The organism is Arthrobacter sp. NPDC080073 (genome assembly GCF_040686575.1).
Classification (GTDB): Bacteria; Actinomycetota; Actinomycetes; order Actinomycetales; family Micrococcaceae; genus Arthrobacter.
Genome location: NZ_JBFBKR010000022.1, coordinates 43,097 through 57,892 on the forward strand (window position 1 = coordinate 43,097; position 14,796 = coordinate 57,892).

At 64.2% G+C, this 14,796-nt stretch carries 16 protein-coding genes and 3 tRNA genes; 4 read left to right on the forward strand and 15 right to left on the reverse strand.

Features of this window, described 5'->3' with window-relative positions; all coding sequences use genetic code 11:
* Positions 1 to 13 precede the first annotated feature (13 nt).
* Complete coding sequence (locus AB0O52_RS19665) at positions 14 to 820, forward strand: exodeoxyribonuclease III (protein WP_364541188.1); 807 nt, start codon at positions 14 to 16, stop codon at positions 818 to 820.
* A gap of 32 nt (positions 821 to 852) precedes the next feature.
* Entirely contained in the window at positions 853 to 1,722 is an 870-nt protein-coding gene (locus AB0O52_RS19670; protein WP_364541191.1) for a hypothetical protein, read from the forward strand.
* 56 nt (positions 1,723 to 1,778) lie between these two features.
* On the opposite strand, the gene AB0O52_RS19675 is transcribed toward AB0O52_RS19670, so the two are convergent.
* The 5 genes from AB0O52_RS19675 to AB0O52_RS19695 form a co-directional block, all read right to left on the reverse strand.
* Positions 1,779 to 2,837 carry a LacI family DNA-binding transcriptional regulator gene (locus tag AB0O52_RS19675; protein WP_364541194.1) on the reverse strand — a complete coding sequence of 353 codons (1,059 nt, stop codon included), beginning with the start codon at positions 2,835 to 2,837 and terminating at the stop codon, positions 1,779 to 1,781.
* A gap of 119 nt (positions 2,838 to 2,956) precedes the next feature.
* Positions 2,957 to 3,229, reverse strand: a complete 273-nt coding sequence (locus AB0O52_RS19680; RefSeq protein WP_364541197.1) for a hypothetical protein — start codon at positions 3,227 to 3,229, stop codon at positions 2,957 to 2,959.
* Positions 3,226 to 4,092, reverse strand: coding sequence for a carbohydrate ABC transporter permease (locus AB0O52_RS19685; protein ID WP_364541199.1), 867 nt, complete (start codon positions 4,090 to 4,092; stop codon positions 3,226 to 3,228). The genes AB0O52_RS19680 and AB0O52_RS19685 overlap by 4 nt, the downstream gene beginning before the upstream one ends.
* A 5-nt stretch (positions 4,093 to 4,097) precedes the next feature.
* Positions 4,098 to 5,120: a sugar ABC transporter permease gene (locus AB0O52_RS19690; RefSeq protein ID WP_364541201.1), complete on the reverse strand. Its 1,023-nt coding sequence runs from the start codon at positions 5,118 to 5,120 to the stop codon at positions 4,098 to 4,100.
* Positions 5,121 to 5,207: 87 nt separating this feature from the next.
* Complete coding sequence (locus tag AB0O52_RS19695; protein WP_364541204.1) at positions 5,208 to 6,488, reverse strand: ABC transporter substrate-binding protein; 1,281 nt, start codon at positions 6,486 to 6,488, stop codon at positions 5,208 to 5,210.
* A 239-nt stretch (positions 6,489 to 6,727) separates the two neighbouring features.
* On the opposite strand from AB0O52_RS19695, the gene AB0O52_RS19700 reads away from it, so the two are divergent.
* Positions 6,728 to 8,482, forward strand: a complete 1,755-nt coding sequence (locus AB0O52_RS19700; RefSeq protein ID WP_364541258.1) for a glycoside hydrolase family 13 protein — start codon at positions 6,728 to 6,730, stop codon at positions 8,480 to 8,482.
* Between the two features lie 55 nt (positions 8,483 to 8,537).
* Here the strand turns inward: AB0O52_RS19700 and AB0O52_RS19705 are convergent, their stop codons facing one another.
* The 8 genes from AB0O52_RS19705 to AB0O52_RS19740 form a co-directional block, all read right to left on the reverse strand.
* On the reverse strand, positions 8,538 to 9,149 hold the full coding sequence (locus AB0O52_RS19705) for a hypothetical protein (protein ID WP_364541207.1): 612 nt from the start codon (positions 9,147 to 9,149) through the stop codon (positions 8,538 to 8,540).
* On the reverse strand, positions 9,146 to 9,865 hold the full coding sequence (locus tag AB0O52_RS19710) for a hypothetical protein (protein ID WP_364541210.1): 720 nt from the start codon (positions 9,863 to 9,865) through the stop codon (positions 9,146 to 9,148). The genes AB0O52_RS19705 and AB0O52_RS19710 overlap by 4 nt, the downstream gene beginning before the upstream one ends.
* Positions 9,862 to 10,245, reverse strand: a complete 384-nt coding sequence (locus AB0O52_RS19715) for a hypothetical protein (protein ID WP_364541213.1) — start codon at positions 10,243 to 10,245, stop codon at positions 9,862 to 9,864. Before AB0O52_RS19715 ends, AB0O52_RS19710 begins: the two co-directional genes overlap by 4 nt.
* Positions 10,242 to 10,433, reverse strand: a complete 192-nt coding sequence (locus AB0O52_RS19720) for a DUF2273 domain-containing protein (protein ID WP_059388473.1) — start codon at positions 10,431 to 10,433, stop codon at positions 10,242 to 10,244. The genes AB0O52_RS19715 and AB0O52_RS19720 overlap by 4 nt, the downstream gene beginning before the upstream one ends.
* Entirely contained in the window at positions 10,430 to 10,903 is a 474-nt protein-coding gene (locus AB0O52_RS19725) for an Asp23/Gls24 family envelope stress response protein (protein WP_364541216.1), read from the reverse strand. The genes AB0O52_RS19720 and AB0O52_RS19725 overlap by 4 nt, the downstream gene beginning before the upstream one ends.
* Positions 10,904 to 11,205: 302 nt before the next feature.
* A tRNA-Phe gene (locus tag AB0O52_RS19730) sits at positions 11,206 to 11,281 on the reverse strand.
* A gap of 50 nt (positions 11,282 to 11,331) precedes the next feature.
* Positions 11,332 to 11,405: transfer RNA gene (locus AB0O52_RS19735), tRNA-Asp, on the reverse strand.
* Between the two features lie 100 nt (positions 11,406 to 11,505).
* Positions 11,506 to 11,578, reverse strand: a tRNA-Glu gene (locus AB0O52_RS19740).
* A gap of 252 nt (positions 11,579 to 11,830) precedes the next feature.
* Between AB0O52_RS19740 and AB0O52_RS19745 the strand changes: the two genes are divergently transcribed.
* Complete coding sequence (locus AB0O52_RS19745; protein WP_364541218.1) at positions 11,831 to 12,739, forward strand: DMT family transporter; 909 nt, start codon at positions 11,831 to 11,833, stop codon at positions 12,737 to 12,739.
* Between the two features lie 52 nt (positions 12,740 to 12,791).
* On the opposite strand, the gene AB0O52_RS19750 is transcribed toward AB0O52_RS19745, so the two are convergent.
* Complete coding sequence (locus AB0O52_RS19750) at positions 12,792 to 13,712, reverse strand: carbohydrate kinase (protein ID WP_364541221.1); 921 nt, start codon at positions 13,710 to 13,712, stop codon at positions 12,792 to 12,794.
* Positions 13,709 to 14,794, reverse strand: coding sequence for a LacI family DNA-binding transcriptional regulator (locus AB0O52_RS19755; RefSeq protein ID WP_364541224.1), 1,086 nt, complete (start codon positions 14,792 to 14,794; stop codon positions 13,709 to 13,711). The genes AB0O52_RS19750 and AB0O52_RS19755 overlap by 4 nt, the downstream gene beginning before the upstream one ends.
* Between the last annotated feature and the right edge of the window lie 2 nt (positions 14,795 to 14,796).

The following is a 14,796-nucleotide window of genomic DNA, read 5'->3' on the forward strand; positions in this document are numbered from 1 at the left end:
TAAGTTAGTGGCTGTGAAGATAGCTACCTGGAATGTGAATTCGCTCCGCGCACGCGCCGACCGCGTCGAGGCTTGGCTGCAGCGAAGTGACTGCGACGTCCTCGCCATGCAGGAAACCAAGTGCAGGGACGACAACTTCCCATGGGAGCTCTTCGAGCGCATGGGCTACGAGGTTGCCCACTTCGGTGTGAGCCAATGGAACGGCGTGGCGATCGCCTCGCGTGTAGGGCTCGACGACGTCGAGCGGACCTTTGTTGACCAGCCCGCCTTCGGAAAAGCCGGCAAGGATCCTGTCCAGGAAGCCCGTGCCATTGCCGCAACGTGCGGCGGGGTCCGGGTGTGGAGCCTGTACGTTCCCAACGGCCGTTCCCTGGACGACGAACACATGCCGTACAAGCTCAAGTGGCTGGACACCCTGAAGGGCCACGCCGCCGGTTGGATCACTCAAAACCCCGAGACGCAGGTGGCCCTCATGGGCGACTGGAACATCGCGCCGCTGGACGAGGATGTCTGGGACATCGACTTCTTCCGGGCAAACGCCATGACCCACGTCAGCGAACCCGAGCGTGAGGCCTTCCGGGCGTTCGAAGCCGCCGGATTCACCGACGTCGCCCGCGCTTACACCCCGGGTCCGGGCGTGTACACCTACTGGGACTACACGCAGCTGCGGTTCCCCAAGAAGGAGGGCATGCGAATCGACTTCGTCCTGGCCTCCCCCGCGCTGGCCGCCCGCGTCATCGGAGCCTCAATCGACCGAGAGGAACGCAAGGGCAAGGGCGCTTCGGACCACGCTCCCGTGATCGTGGAGCTTACGGACTGAGCAGCGACAATGACGGAGGAGGCGGGCCCGCGATGAGCGGAAAGCTATTCGGAAGCCAGGCAGGGCTGCCCTTCTCTTCAGCGTTGCGCGTGTACGAGCCGCTCGAAGCATTCCCCGAGGACCAGCGGCAGCAGCTCGTGGCGAGTGGTAGCCGTAGCGGTTCGCGGGCCGCCGTCGAAAATGCCGAGCTGCTCGCTTCCCTCGGACGGGTCACACGCAAGGGCGGTGATCCTTTCCCGACGGGCAGCACGGATCTGGTCCGCATTACCAGGATTCCGTCCGGAGACCCGAACGATCCCGACGCCGGGCGGCTGCTTTACTGCCCCAGCCAGCTGGTCATCCGGGCAGGATTGGCGGCCAACGCCCTCATGGAAGGTATCCATGGACCGCTCGCGGACTTGCTCATCCCCGTGGACCAGCGCGACCGGCACCAGGCACGCATCGACCGTATCAACGCCAGCCACGACGCGAAGCGGGTGCACACACGGGCCTCCACCTGGGGGATTCCCTTCAGCTGGTTCTCGCTTTTCCAGGAGTCGGACCGCAAGGATGTCGTGGAATCCGGCGGACGCATCCTGACGGTCAGGGTCTGGGCCTCGCTGACGGATGCCTTGGACCGGGCACGCTTTGCCGTAGCCAACCTCGCCCTTGCCGCCCCGGACTTGGACATGCTGGACGACCTCACGCAGCTCACCGAATGGCTCGAACTATTCCATGTTCAGTCAATGGTCGAGCTGGACTACGGCGCCGTGGCGGACAAGGTGTACCCGGACGATTCGCCCATGGACGTCAGGCTCGGCATCGAATGCCTGGCCGAGGGCGACATGACAGGAGCGGCCGCGGCTTACCGCAGGCTGGCTTCCCGCTGGATCCCCATCAGGCAGTTGGCCCGGGCTTCCTGACTCCGCTTTACCGGCCGCCGGGACCCTGGCTTCCGGGGAGTTGGTCCTTGGGGCCCTCAGCTTCTGGGGCGGGGCGGTGCGGTGGTTTCCCGCACGATGAGCTGGTGGGGTGCTTTCATGGACCGCACGGAACCTGCAGCCCCCGCCAATTCGTCCAACAGCATGCGCGTCCCCAACTGGCCTTGTTCCACAGGGTCCTGGGCCACGGTTGTCAGGCCCATGGCCTCGGCGAATTCATGGTTGTCGATCCCGATGATGGACAATTCTTCCGGTACACGGACACCACGGCGCCGCGCCTGCAACATGGCTCCCATGGCCATTTCATCGGAAGCGCAGAAGATCGCCGTCGGTTTGGGCCCGGGTTTGCTCCATAGCTCATCGAAGGCTTCCTGGCCGCTGCCCACCGTGAAGTTTCCGAAAATGTCCCATTCCGGAGGCATGGAAAAGCCCGCGCTCGTCATGGCGTCCGTGAAGCCGTCAACGCGCAGTCGCGGCACAGTGAAGTTCAGGTCGGAATCGTCCTGGCCGTGGAGCAGCGCGATCTCCCGATGGCCGAGGTTCAACAGATGCATGGTGGCTTCCACCGAGGCAGCGTAATCGTCGATGCCGATGCTGGGGCAGTCCTCCACCGGACCGCCGACAATCACCAAGGGGATTTCGATCCTTTGGAGATCGGCGATTTCCTCGGGCGTCAGGGACATGCAGAGGACCAGGAGTGCGTCGATCTGCTTATAGACCATCGTCTTGCTGAAGAGCCGTTCCCGCGCTCCGCGCTGCCCGCCCAAGTTGAAGAGGGAAAGGTTGTAGCCGCGGGCGTGGAGTTCGCGGTCTACGCCCTCGATCGCCTTGAAGAAGAACCAACGGTCCACGTAGGGGGCCAGGACACCGATCGTCCTGGTGCGGCCTGTGGCCAGGCCCGAAGCGGACGACGACGCCACATACCCAAGTTCCCCGGCAACCCGGAGGATCTTTTCCCGGGTGGCAGGAGAGACCCGGGGAAGGCCGCGCACTGCGCGGGAAACGGTGGCGGTGGAAACGCCTGCGGCCTGCGCGACGTCTTCAATGCTGGCTCCGGCGTGGCCGCCACGCTGGGACCGTTCACTCGTTTTTGCCACTCAAGCCCCCTCAAAGAATCCGTGCGGAAGCCGGGGGTTCCTTCCCAGACGGCAGATAACCAGCGTATTCCGCCCGGTTGTCCTCCGCCGATTCCGCGCTACTTATTTCGGCTCGCCGCTCACCTGATGCGCCTGGATGTCCGCGCGGGGAGCCGCCGGCGAAGCCGAAGCATCCCCCACAGGGCCAGCAGCACGGCCAGCAGGCCCAGGGCCCAGCCCAGTGCGGGCTGGGCCGTGAGCTCTGCGGCCACGGTGATGACCAGCAGGACCAGGGCCCAAAAGCCGAGGAAACCTATCACGAGGTCGAAATCTTCCGCCGATTTCACCCGCGAGTGCTGCTCCTTGGCCGGGCCGCCGAGGGACGGCCCGGCCGAATCCGGAGTATGCGTCATTTGACGGCGCCGGCTGTCAGGCCCGCCACGATCTTGCGCTGGAAGATCAGGACGAGGATCACAAGCGGAATCGTCACAACCGTTCCGGCTGCCATGACGGCGGTGTACGGCTCTTGGTGGGCCTGGGCACCGGCGAAGTAGGCGATAGCCACCGTGACGGTCTTGGTTTGGTCATTGGACAACTGGCTCGCGATGAGGAACTCATTCCATGAAGCGATGAACGCCAGGATTGCCGTGGTGAAAACAGCCGGCGCAGCGAGCGGCATGATCACCTTGCGGAATGCCTGGCCCTGGGTGCAGCCATCGATTCGAGCTGATTCCTCCAGCTCCCACGGCATTTCCCGGAAGAAGGACGTCAGGGTGTAGACCGTCAACGGAAGCACGAACGAGATGTTTGGAATGATCAGCGCCTGATAGGTGCCGTACCAGCCGATGTTGGTGAACAGCTGGAACAACGGCGTCACCAAGGCGACGCCCGGGAACATCGATGCCCCAAGGACAAAGCCGAGCACCAGGAACTTGAAGCGGAATTCAAGCCTGGACAAGGCATACGCCGCGAACACCCCGAAAAGCAGGGCAATGACGGTGGTTACCCCTGCCACGAAGAGCGAGTTCAAAAGGTTCCGGCCGAAGTGGTTGCCCAGGTTCTCCGAGAACACCGTGTTGAAGTTGTCCAACGTGACGTGGGTGAAGAAAGGCGTCGAATCGAAGGTGTATCCAACGTCGCGGAACGCAGTCACGATCATCCAGTAGAAGGGAATCAAGCACCAGATGAAGATGAGCGCTGCGCTGATGTACGTGCGTCCGCTCGCCCAGCGTTCCCGCCGTCGGGCAGCTGTCTTGGGCGCGGAGTCAATGCTCACAGCGGTCATTTTTCCTGCCCCTTGGTGGTCTTGGGTGTGGCTGAGGCGACTGCGTTGGCTCCCAGGAAACGAACGAAGATGAACGCAACCAGGAAGATGATCAAGAAGGTGATGGTTGACAAGGCCGCTGCTGAGTTGAATCCCTGACGGATCTGGTCAACCACAAGGATGGACAACGTTGTTGTCCCGTTCGAGCCCTGGGTCATGATGGCCGGGAGGTCATACATGCGCAGTGCGTCAAGGACACGGAACAGGACAGCCACCATGAGCGCCGGCTTCACGAGCGGCAAGGTGATCTGCGTGAAACGCTGCCAAGCCGAGGCACCGTCGACCTTGGCGGCTTCGTACACCTCTGCCGGGATGATCTGCAGGCCAGCCAGAATCAGCAAGGCCATGAACGGCGTCGTCTTCCAAACGTCTGAAATGATGATCGCCCAACGGGCAGGCCACTCGCTGCCTGTCCACAGGATTGCCGTGCCAAAGAGCTTGTTGGCAATTCCGTCGAAAGCGAAAATGAAGAACCACAGCTTCGCCGTAACGGCAGTCGGGATGGCCCACGGAACCAGGACAGCAGCACGAAGGGCACTGCGACCGCGGAAACTCCGGGCCATGATTACGGCCATCCAGAACCCGAGGACAGTCTCCAGGACAACGGTGACCGCAGTGAAGAAGAATGTCGTTCCCACGGCGCTCCAGAACTGGGAGCCAAGGGTGCCAGGTGCACAGGCCGCAGAGCCGCATTGCTGGGCCAGCCAGTGGACAAAGTTATCGAAGCCGGCGGGTCCGCCCTGGACGAAGACCTTGGTCACCGGATCCAGGCCCTGGTCCTTCTGGAACGCCATGATAATCGCGTTGACCACCGGGTACACAATGACCACGGCAAGCAATACCAAGGCAGGGGAAATCAACCAGAACGCCCACCGGCCTTGAGACTTCGCCGCCCGGTCCTGTCCTACTTCTTTTTGAACTTTTTTGGTTTTGGGGCTTGGTGTCTCTGGCGCCCGCTTAGGCTGCGCAAGGGTGGACATTTCCCCTCCTTCCGGAAATTGATAGCGTGCCCCTCGGGCGACCGTGCGCTTGAAGCGCCAGCCGCCCGAGGTTCACTGTAGGTGTCGCTATTGGCTGGCCGAGTTGATGGCCGTGTCCATATCCGTCATTGCCTGATCGACGGACTTGTCACCCTTGATGGCAGCGTAGGCATTGTCCTGGATGGCCTTGGTGACCGCCGGGTAGAACGGCGTGACCGGGCGCGGCACGGCATTCGAGATCGAGGTCTTCAGCACAGGAAGGTACGGCAGCTGCTGGACGAGGGCCGGATCGTCGTACAAGGAACCGAGGACCGGAGCGAGCGAGCCCTGCGTGGCGTAGAACTTTTCAGTCTCTTCACTGGTCATGAAGGTCAGGAAGTCCTTGGCCGTAGCCTTGTGCGCCGAGTAGACGCTGACGGCGAGGTTGTGTCCGCCGAGGGAAGAGGCGCCGGGGCCGCTCTTACCCGGGAGCGGAGCCATGCCGAAGGTGTCTTTCACCTTGGACGAGCCGTCCGTCTTGGCGAGGTTGTACACGTAAGGCCAGTTGCGCAGGAAAAGGAGCTTGCCGTCTTCGAAGGACTGCCGGCCCTGTTCTTCCTGGTAGGTCACGCCCTGTGTGGGGATGTTTCCATTCTTGTAGGCCGTAACCAGATTGTTGAGGCCAGCCTTGGCCGACGCGGAGGTCACGGTGGACTTCCCGTCGTCTCCCACGATCGTGCCGCCTGCCGAGTTGATGGCTTCAGCCGCATTCACGGTGAGGCCTTCATACTTGGCGAACTGTCCTGCGTAGCAGTCGATGCCGTGCTGCTTCGCGATGGAGCACATGCTCATCATCTCGTCCCAGGTCTTGGGCGGGGTAGGCACCAAGTCCTTGCGGTAGTAGAGAATGCCGCCGTCCGAGGTCTGGGGTGCCGCGAAGAGCGTGTTGTTGTAGGTTGCCGTCTTGACCGTAGCGGGCAGCATCTTGGAGGTATCGATGCTCATCTTGTCCGTGAGCGGCTGCAGCCAACCCTTCGCAGCAAACTCAGCGGTCCAGATGACGTCCACGTCAACAACGTCGTAATTGACGTTCTTGGCCTGGAAGTTCTGGACCAGGTCATCGTGCTGCTGGTCCGCCTGGTCGGACTGCTCCTTGAAGGTGACCTTCTGGTCCGGGTGCGCCGCATTCCACTTATCGACGAGCGGGCGGACAACGTTGCTGTTGTCCTTGCCTTGGACATAGGTGATGGGACCCCGCCCGTCAAGGTTTGCTGCGGCATCTCCGCCGCTTGAGGCTGTGCCGCCGCCACCGCCGCCACCACAGGCGGACAGGGACATGGCTAGCACGCCGGCAACGGCGGCCGGCAAAAGGTACTTGCGTGTGTTCATGCTGGGAACTCCTCAGTGAGTGGACCAGGTATTTCCGCTGTGCGGTTGATGTGGTGAGCCTCACATTAGTAAGCTTCCGGGTAGGAATGCAAGCGTTTACACAAAAATATGTCATCGAGAGGAATCCAGTGCCGCACTCCCCGATCCCAACCCCCGGTTCCCGCAATTCCGCGTGGTGGGCAAGCGCCGTCGTCTACCAGATTTATCCCCGTTCATTCGCCGATGCCAACGGCGATGGGATGGGCGACCTTGCCGGGGTCACCGCGAAACTGCCCTATCTGCAAACGTTGGGCGTGGATGCCGTATGGCTGTCCCCGTTCTACAAATCGCCGCAGGCTGATGCCGGATATGACGTGGCGGACTACAGGGCCGTAGATCCGCTCTTCGGTACCTTGGATGACTTCGACGCCATGCTGGAGAAGGCGCACAGCCTGGGTATCAAGGTGATCGTCGACCTCGTGCCCAACCACACCTCGGATGAGCACGCCTGGTTCCGCGAAGCCCTCGCCGCCGCCCCCGGCTCCCCTGAACGCGAGCGCTATATGTTCCGCCCGGGCAAAGACTCCACACCGGGTTCCGGGGACGGGACCCTGGCCCCGAATAATTGGAAGTCCATCTTCGGTGGGCCCGCATGGACGCGCGTAACGAACGACGACGGCACTCCCGGCGAGTGGTACCTGCACCTTTTCGATACGAAGCAGCCGGACCTCAATTGGGACAACCCCGAAGTCCACGAAGAGATGCGTTCGGTACTGCGCTTCTGGCTGGACCGCGGAGTTGACGGCTTCCGGGTGGATGTTGCCCACGGCCTGGTCAAAGAAGCCGGCCTGCCGGACTGGGAAGGTTCTGCCGCCATGGTCGAAGGTGGTTTATCGGCGCCGGGCGCCCACAGCGAAGCAGTCGAACCGCACACCGCACACGCTCACGCTCACGTCGCTTCCGGAGCCGAGCCCGCGGCGGCGGCCGTGGCGACCGCCGTCGAACACAAGGTCAAGCCGCCGCTGGACCCGCCCTCGCCCTTCTTCGACCAGGACGGCGTCCACGAGATCTACCGCGAATGGCACCGGGTCCTCGCCGAGTACGACGGCGACCGCATGCTGGTTGCCGAGGCCTGGGTCGAGCCTGCGGAGCGGTTGGCCCGATATGTCCGCAAGGATGAAATGCAACAAGCGTTCAACTTCGATTTCCTCCTGGCAGGCTGGGACGCGGAGCGCATGGCGGAGGCAATCGAATCTTCGCTGGACGCGGCGGGATCCGTCGAGGCGCCCTCCACTTGGGTCTTGAGCAACCACGACACCGTCCGGCACCCGAGCCGCTTTGGGCTGGCGGATCCCACCACATTCCCCAAGGGAATCTCGGCGGAAGACGAACAGCCCGATGCCGTACTGGGCCTGTCGCGGGCACGGGCAGCTTCCATGGTGTCTTTCGCGCTGCCGGGGTCAGCCTATTTGTACCAGGGTGAGGAGCTCGGCCTTCCGGAGCACACGTCACTGCCGGCCGAGGCGCGCCAGGACCCCTCATTCTTCCGGACCAAGGGCGTGGAGCGCGGCCGCGACGGGTGCCGCGTACCGTTGCCCTGGAAATCCAAAGAGCCTGGTTTCGGATTCTCGGAAGCGGCATCGCCTGGTACGGGCGGCGCCGGTGCTGCCGGCAAGGCGCCCGCAGCACCGTGGCTGCCCCAGCCCGAGGCGTTCGGCGAGCTGGCTGCGGACGTCCAGGCCGGCGTCGGGGGCTCCACCCTGGAGCTGTACCGCTCCGTCCTGGCATTCCGCCGGTCCCACCTCCTGGGCTCGGGCACGTTCCAGTGGGCTGAGGAGCACGATCCCGCCAACGGAGTCCTTGCCTTCCACAACCGGGACGTGCTGGTGGTGGTCAACATGGGCACCACAGCTCTCCCGGTGCCGGCCGGGTTCCGGGTGGAACTCTCCAGCGATGGCGGCTCGGGCGCGGCTTCGATTGTCCCGAACAGCGGAGCGTACCTCTTGGCGAAGTAGGGACTTCCCTTCCCAGGCCTTCTCTGGCACGGTCGTGGGGCCTACGTGCCGCCCTTCAACGAACGCGCTCGGCCTTGCTGAAACGGGTCCGCGCGCCGGCCCCGATATGAATCAAGACGGGAGTCCTGCGCCCCACCACCGCGTCCAGCGCCTCCACCAGCCGGGAGACGTCCGCGGCCAGCAGGTGCGGGGAAACACCTTGACGGGGCTGGACCCTGATCCGGAGCCCGGGACGACCGTTGACTTCGTAGGTTGCCACCGTCACGCCCGCGAGATCCGTGCGTTCCGCGAGCGCCGCCTTGAGCGCCTGCTCGGCCAGGTTCCCGCCGATGCTGACGTCGCCGGGCGTCCGGGCGTCGTCGTACTCCGACACGATGAGGTTGGCGCGGCCTTTACCCTGCTGCGACACCCATGCCACCATGAGCACGATCAGCACAACCAGCACCGCTGCAGCGGCAACCCAGAGCCAGCTTTCCTCCCGGCCTGGAATGCGGGTCTGGTCAGAGAGGTACTTGGCGTGTTCCCAGAGCCCGGTAGACCACCCTTGCCACCAACTTCCCACAGCGGGAACGGTGGCCAGCAGCATAAGGAGAACGCCGATGGCGAGCAGCTTCAGGCCAAGGATGCCGATCAGGATGCGGTTGAGGACGTGCGGAGTGCCGTTCATGCCCCGATCACCCCCGACGTAGCGACATTGACCCGGACAGAAGGCATGGGCACGGGGGCCATCCTTTGGAGTTCATCCTCGACGGCGGCGAGGACCCGTTCCCGGTGCAAGGGCACGCCCGAGGTGGGCCGGACGTTGACCACAACCAGCCTTTGCGAGACCACCACCATGACTTGCTCCTGGGTGACGTTCGCTGCGGTCCGGGCAGCCCTGGCAAGTGCCGAAGCGATGACCTCGTCGTCCACCACTACTCCGGCCCGGGGATCCTCAAGCAAGTGCCGGGACTTCCGGCCGGGCAGTACCGCGTTCAAGAAGAAGATCAGGCCCACCATGGCCACGACTCCGCCGAGGGAACCAAGCAGCAAGGGCGAAATACCTGCGGGCAGCGCCGTGAGCCGTTCGGCAGCCGTTTGGGGGTCGATGAGCCACGGCGGTTGGCCAATGGCGCGCAAAGCGGATTCGAGGAGGGCGTAGACACAGGCCGCGATCACAAGGGCAGCGGCGAGCCCGGCCATTGCCGCACGCGAGGAACGGGTTTCGCGCCTGAGGATGCGCTGGAGTCCGACGTCGATACGGTCGCCGGCGCCGGAGGTCCCTGGTGTTCCGACGCCGTGGGTGTCGTCTGCCTGGACGCCAGGTGTCTCCCCTTCGGTCGACTGCGGATGCGCAATGTCCGGGTGGCTGCGCCGGGCGTGCGGGGTCTGGGCGTGGCTCATTGAACGCGTGCTCCTTCGCTGATGCGCGCGCCGCTGATCCGGATATCCACGCGGCTCAGGATGGAACCGCTGAGGTGGCTGACACGCTCAAGGATGGCCGTCTTGGCGGCGACGGTCCGGTCCCAGACCGTACCGCCGTATCGCTCTACCAGCAACGGATCCCTGAGGACTTCGATAAGTGAGGGCACACGGATCGGGGCCACAATCGAAAGTGCCAGGAGACCGTCGTCGTCCGACCATTCGGCACGAACATCCTGCGCCGAGACCCCGAGCGCTTCCGCGGCGGCCGCCTGGGCCAATGTGGTGAGGGCCTGGGTGCTGATGCGGTTGTGGCCAGCCAGGGAACCGGCCGGCTGCACAGCCTCAGCCGCGGAACTCATGACGATGAACGGCGGCCGGTGAGGGCATCCAGCACGCTGCGCAGGTCAAGCTTTCCGTCCGCGGCGCGGCCCAGAAGTGCACCGATGCCCATGAAGAGAAGGGCGATGATGAAACCCCACAGCCCGAACTGGAAGGCCATGAACGCCACGAAGGCGCCGATCCCGATACCGACAACGGTCAAGTTCACTGGAGTGGCTCCCTTTCCGATAATGCGACTCTTGATCCGGCTTTGATGGGCGGAGCAACGTAGACGTCGTTGATCTCAACGTTGACCTCGATGACTTCCAGCCCTACCAACGATTCGACCGCCTGATAGACGGCCGCGCGGACCTGGTTGGCGACATCATGCAAAGGGTATCCATAGACAGCCACAAGAGTGAGGTCCACGGCCACTTGGGTTTCTCCGACCTCGGCGCGGACACCCGCAGCGTGGTCCTGGCTGCCGACGGCATCGCGAATGGCTCCGAGGGCGCGCGAGGGGGCCGATCCGAGGGAATAGACACCAGGGACAGCCCTGGCGGCAATGCCTGCAACCTTGGCGACAGCGGAATCAGAGATCACTGTGCGGCCACTTCCTGCCACCGTTTGCCGGTCTTCTGGTACCGGAGCCCCAACGGCTTCCGGTTCAGGCGCGGTGTAGCTTTCCTGCTGGTCCATTGAGCCCTCCCCTTCTCTTGAGTACCACCCTAGCGCTTGGCCAAGACAAGGCGGAGACAAGCCGGCCGACGCCGTCGGATTCTGCTGGATCATTCGGGGTCGCTTAGCTTGCCGGCCGCGTGATTCCAAGGGGCCCGGGTTTGTCCATTCGAGTGATTGAGCAGAATCGATCGCGTGCGCAGGAAAATGGCACGCGTGCACGGAAATGTCCGCCTTTTAGGCAGAAACCGAATAACCCCGGGCTTTTCCCGTGAACGTTAAAAGAAGAAAAGCGCCAGTTCCGAAGAACTGACGCTTCCCAGTGGTGGCTCCGACCGGCGTCGATCCGGTGACCTTTCGATTTTCAGTCGAACGCTCTACCAACTGAGCTACAGAGCCTTAGGTGACAATGTCACCATGATTGCCGGAATTTCTTCCGGCAATCAGAGCGACCCTGACGGGACTTGAACCCGCGACCTCCGCCGTGACAGGGCGGCGCGCTAACCAACTGCGCTACAGGGCCTTGCTTGCAGTATCTCTACTACGATTGCGGTATCTCTACCGCTTTTTTCAAGGCTTCCAGCCTACCAGACTTTTCAGTCCCGCTTGACCAGTTCCTTGCGTACCCCCAACGGGATTCGAACCCGTGCCGCCGCCGTGAAAGGGCGGTGTCCTAGGCCGCTAGACGATGGGGGCCTGGAACAATCCGAATTCGCGACAGTCAACAACGCTATGCGTTTCCCGCTTCTCGCTCGTCCGAACTGGACTCTAAAACTTTAGAGCATAGTCGGGGATATTCCCAAATCGCGGGCTGCGGAACGCAAACGAGGCTCAAACCAGGAACCCAAACGGCCGTTCAAATCCGCCACGCCGGAGTTGGCGGTTTCTTGTTGAAAGACGTCCGAATTCCGCCAGTCGGTCCAGCCCGCTGCGGGCTAGATTGGCATCATGGCCACAAGCACTCCAACATCTCCGGCGACCACAACCTCCCGGACCATCAGTAAGCTCGGCATCGCCGCCGTCATCGTCACCGTTGTCCTCTGGGCATCCGCCTTCGTGGGCATCCGGGCCGTGGGACCCAGCTTCTCCCCCGGCTCCCTGACGCTCGGACGGCTGGTGGTTGCCGCCGTCGCGCTCGGCATTGTCGCCCTGCCCAGGCTCAAGCGGTGGCCCAAAGGCCGCGAATGGCTGCCCGTCCTGGCCTACGGGGTCATGTGGTTCGCAGGTTACAACCTGGCCCTGAACGCCGCCGAACACATGCTCGATGCCGGAACCAGCGCCATGCTCATCAACGTTTCGCCGATCCTGATCGCCGTCCTCGCCGGCGTCATCCTGAAAGAAGGCTTTCCGCGCTGGCTGATCATCGGCAGCCTCGTGGCATTCGGCGGCGTTGCGCTGATCGCGCTCGGTTCGGGACAGCGCTCGACGGCGGACGTCGCCGGAGTGCTGCTGTGCCTCCTTGCCGCCGTGCTCGCCGCGGTGAGCGTGATTGTCCAGAAGCCCGTGCTGCGGAAGTTCTCCGCGGCCCAGGCTACCTGGTTCGGCATCGTGGTGGGGGCCGTATGCTGCCTGCCGTGGGCGGGCCAGCTGGTCGCCGAAGTGCAGGCCGCACCCCTTCCGGCCACTCTCGGCTTGGTGTACCTCGGGATCTTCCCCACGGCCATCGCTTTCACCACATGGGCCTATGCGCTGTCCCTCATTGAGGCCGGGAAACTCGCAGCCACGACGTACCTGGTTCCGGGCGCCACGATTCTGATTTCCTGGGCGGTCCTCAAGGAGATCCCCACCATCTGGGGCCTGGTGGGCGGCGTCATCTGCCTCGTGGGCGTCGGGTTGACGCGGCGCCGGTCCCGCTAGGATCGCCGCGCGCCGGCAAGGTGCCCGGGGCGCCGTCGAAGCTCCGCCGCCACTACCTCGCCATCCCGGCGAGAAGCTCGCGGTGCGTGGGCGGGTTGGCTCCCGGGCGCCCCACGGTAATGGCCGCGGCCATGGAGGCGGTCTGCCCGATGCGTTCGAGGACCGTGGGCGCAAGCCCTTGGCTGCCGCGCAGCAGCAGCCCGAGGATCAGTGCCGACATGTAGGAATCGCCGGCTCCGATGGTGTCCGCAACCACCGAGGTGACCGCGGGAACCGTGAGCTGGGTGTGCGGCGTCGCCATCAAAGAGCCTTGGGCGCCTCGCGTGACGACGGCCAGGCCTGCACCGAGGCCCAGGATATGCGTTGCGGTCTCTTCCAGGGACTTGCCCGGGTAGAGCCAGAACGCGTCATCATCGCTGAGCTTCACGACGCTGGTCAGCGGTACGAGCTCCTCGAAAATCCGGAGTGCCTCGCCGTGGCTCCCCAGGAGATCGGTGCGGATGTTGGGGTCGTACGTGACGATGCACCCGCCCTGGGCCTGCTCCAGGAGGGTCCTGACGACGCCGGCGCCCGGCTCGAGGAACGTCGCGATCGAGCCCGTGTGGAGGACCTTCGGGGCGTAAGGGAGTGCGGCGGGACCCAGCTTCCACTCGATGTCGAAGGTGTACTGGGCCGAACCGTCCGCGGCGATCTCCGCCGTCGCCGTCGCAGTCTTCGCGAGCGACTGCGAGCCGGGCAAGACAACCACACCGGCGCTTGCCAGGTGCGCCGCAATGGACTCGCCCCGGGAATCGCGCCCGACGGCGGTCAGCAGCCCGGCCTTCACGTCGAGCCGCCCGAGGCCGTAGGCGACGTTCGCGGGCGAGCCGCCGGGGTATTCGGTCTGCCCTTCGGGCGAGTTGACGATATCGATGAGTGCTTCGCCGACCACGACGACATCGAGCGGCTCGGACGCAAGGGGCGAGTGGTTCATGCGTTTCCTGTTCGTTGGTTGGGGGAACTTCGGTGGTTGCTAGTGGTTTTCGGCGGCGCCGCCACCGAATCGCGTTCGATGAGGGGACATTCAAAGTATTCGGTACTGCCGTCACGCTCCGCGCCGCCCAGCAGCCGTTCGACGGCGCGGCGGCCCATCTCAAGGAAGGGCAGTTCCAGGGTGGTCAGCCCGGGCCGCAAATGCGGGGCGAGCGTTTCCTGGTTATCGAAACCCACCAGCGACACATCATGCGGGATGGACAATCCGAGCTGGGCCAGCGCTTGGTAGGTGCCCCAGGCGGTGCGGTCGTTGGCGCAGAAAATGGCGGTGGGTGGCTGCGGACCGGTCATGAGTGCGAGGGCATTGTCGAAACCGCCCGATTCATGACCGTCGCCAATGCGGTGGAGCCCGGGGTCGGGGTGCACGCCAGCCTCCTGGAGGGCCCGGAGATAGCCGGCATGGCGTCCGACGGCGGCGGGAAGCTCACCCTCCACCGCGCCGATGTTGATCATCGCGATGCGCCGGTGGCCTGCGTCCAGCAGCCGTTTGGCGGCGGTGTACCCACCCAGTTCCTCTTCGGGAGCGATGCTCGGAAAACGCCCGGCACGGTCGCGCGAATTGAGCACGACGGCGGGCACCTCCGCCAGGACGTCCGGCACGTCAAGTACACGGTGGTACATGGCGGCGTAGACCACTCCGGCCACCTTGTAGGAGAGCATGGTCTCCAGCGAAGCGGCCTCGAGGGCCTTGTCCCCGCCGGTATTGACGGTCAGGAGGAGCAGCCCGGCCTCCCAGGCCCGGGCTTGGGCGCCCTCGATGATCTTGCCCGCGAATGGCGCTGTGGCCACGAAGTCGCCGACGAAGCCGATCATCCCGGCAACGCCGTCCCGGAGCACCTTGGCGTGGGCGTTGGTCCGGTACCCCAGTTCGTGGGCGGCAGCATGGACCTTGCGCCGGGTTTCCTCCGAGAACCTGGTTCCAGCGGCGTCGTTGAGCACCAGGGAAACCGTGGCCTGGGAAACACCGGCCGCGGCAGCGACGTCGTTCATCGTCGTGCCGGAGCGGCTGCCGGGGCGGTTCATGG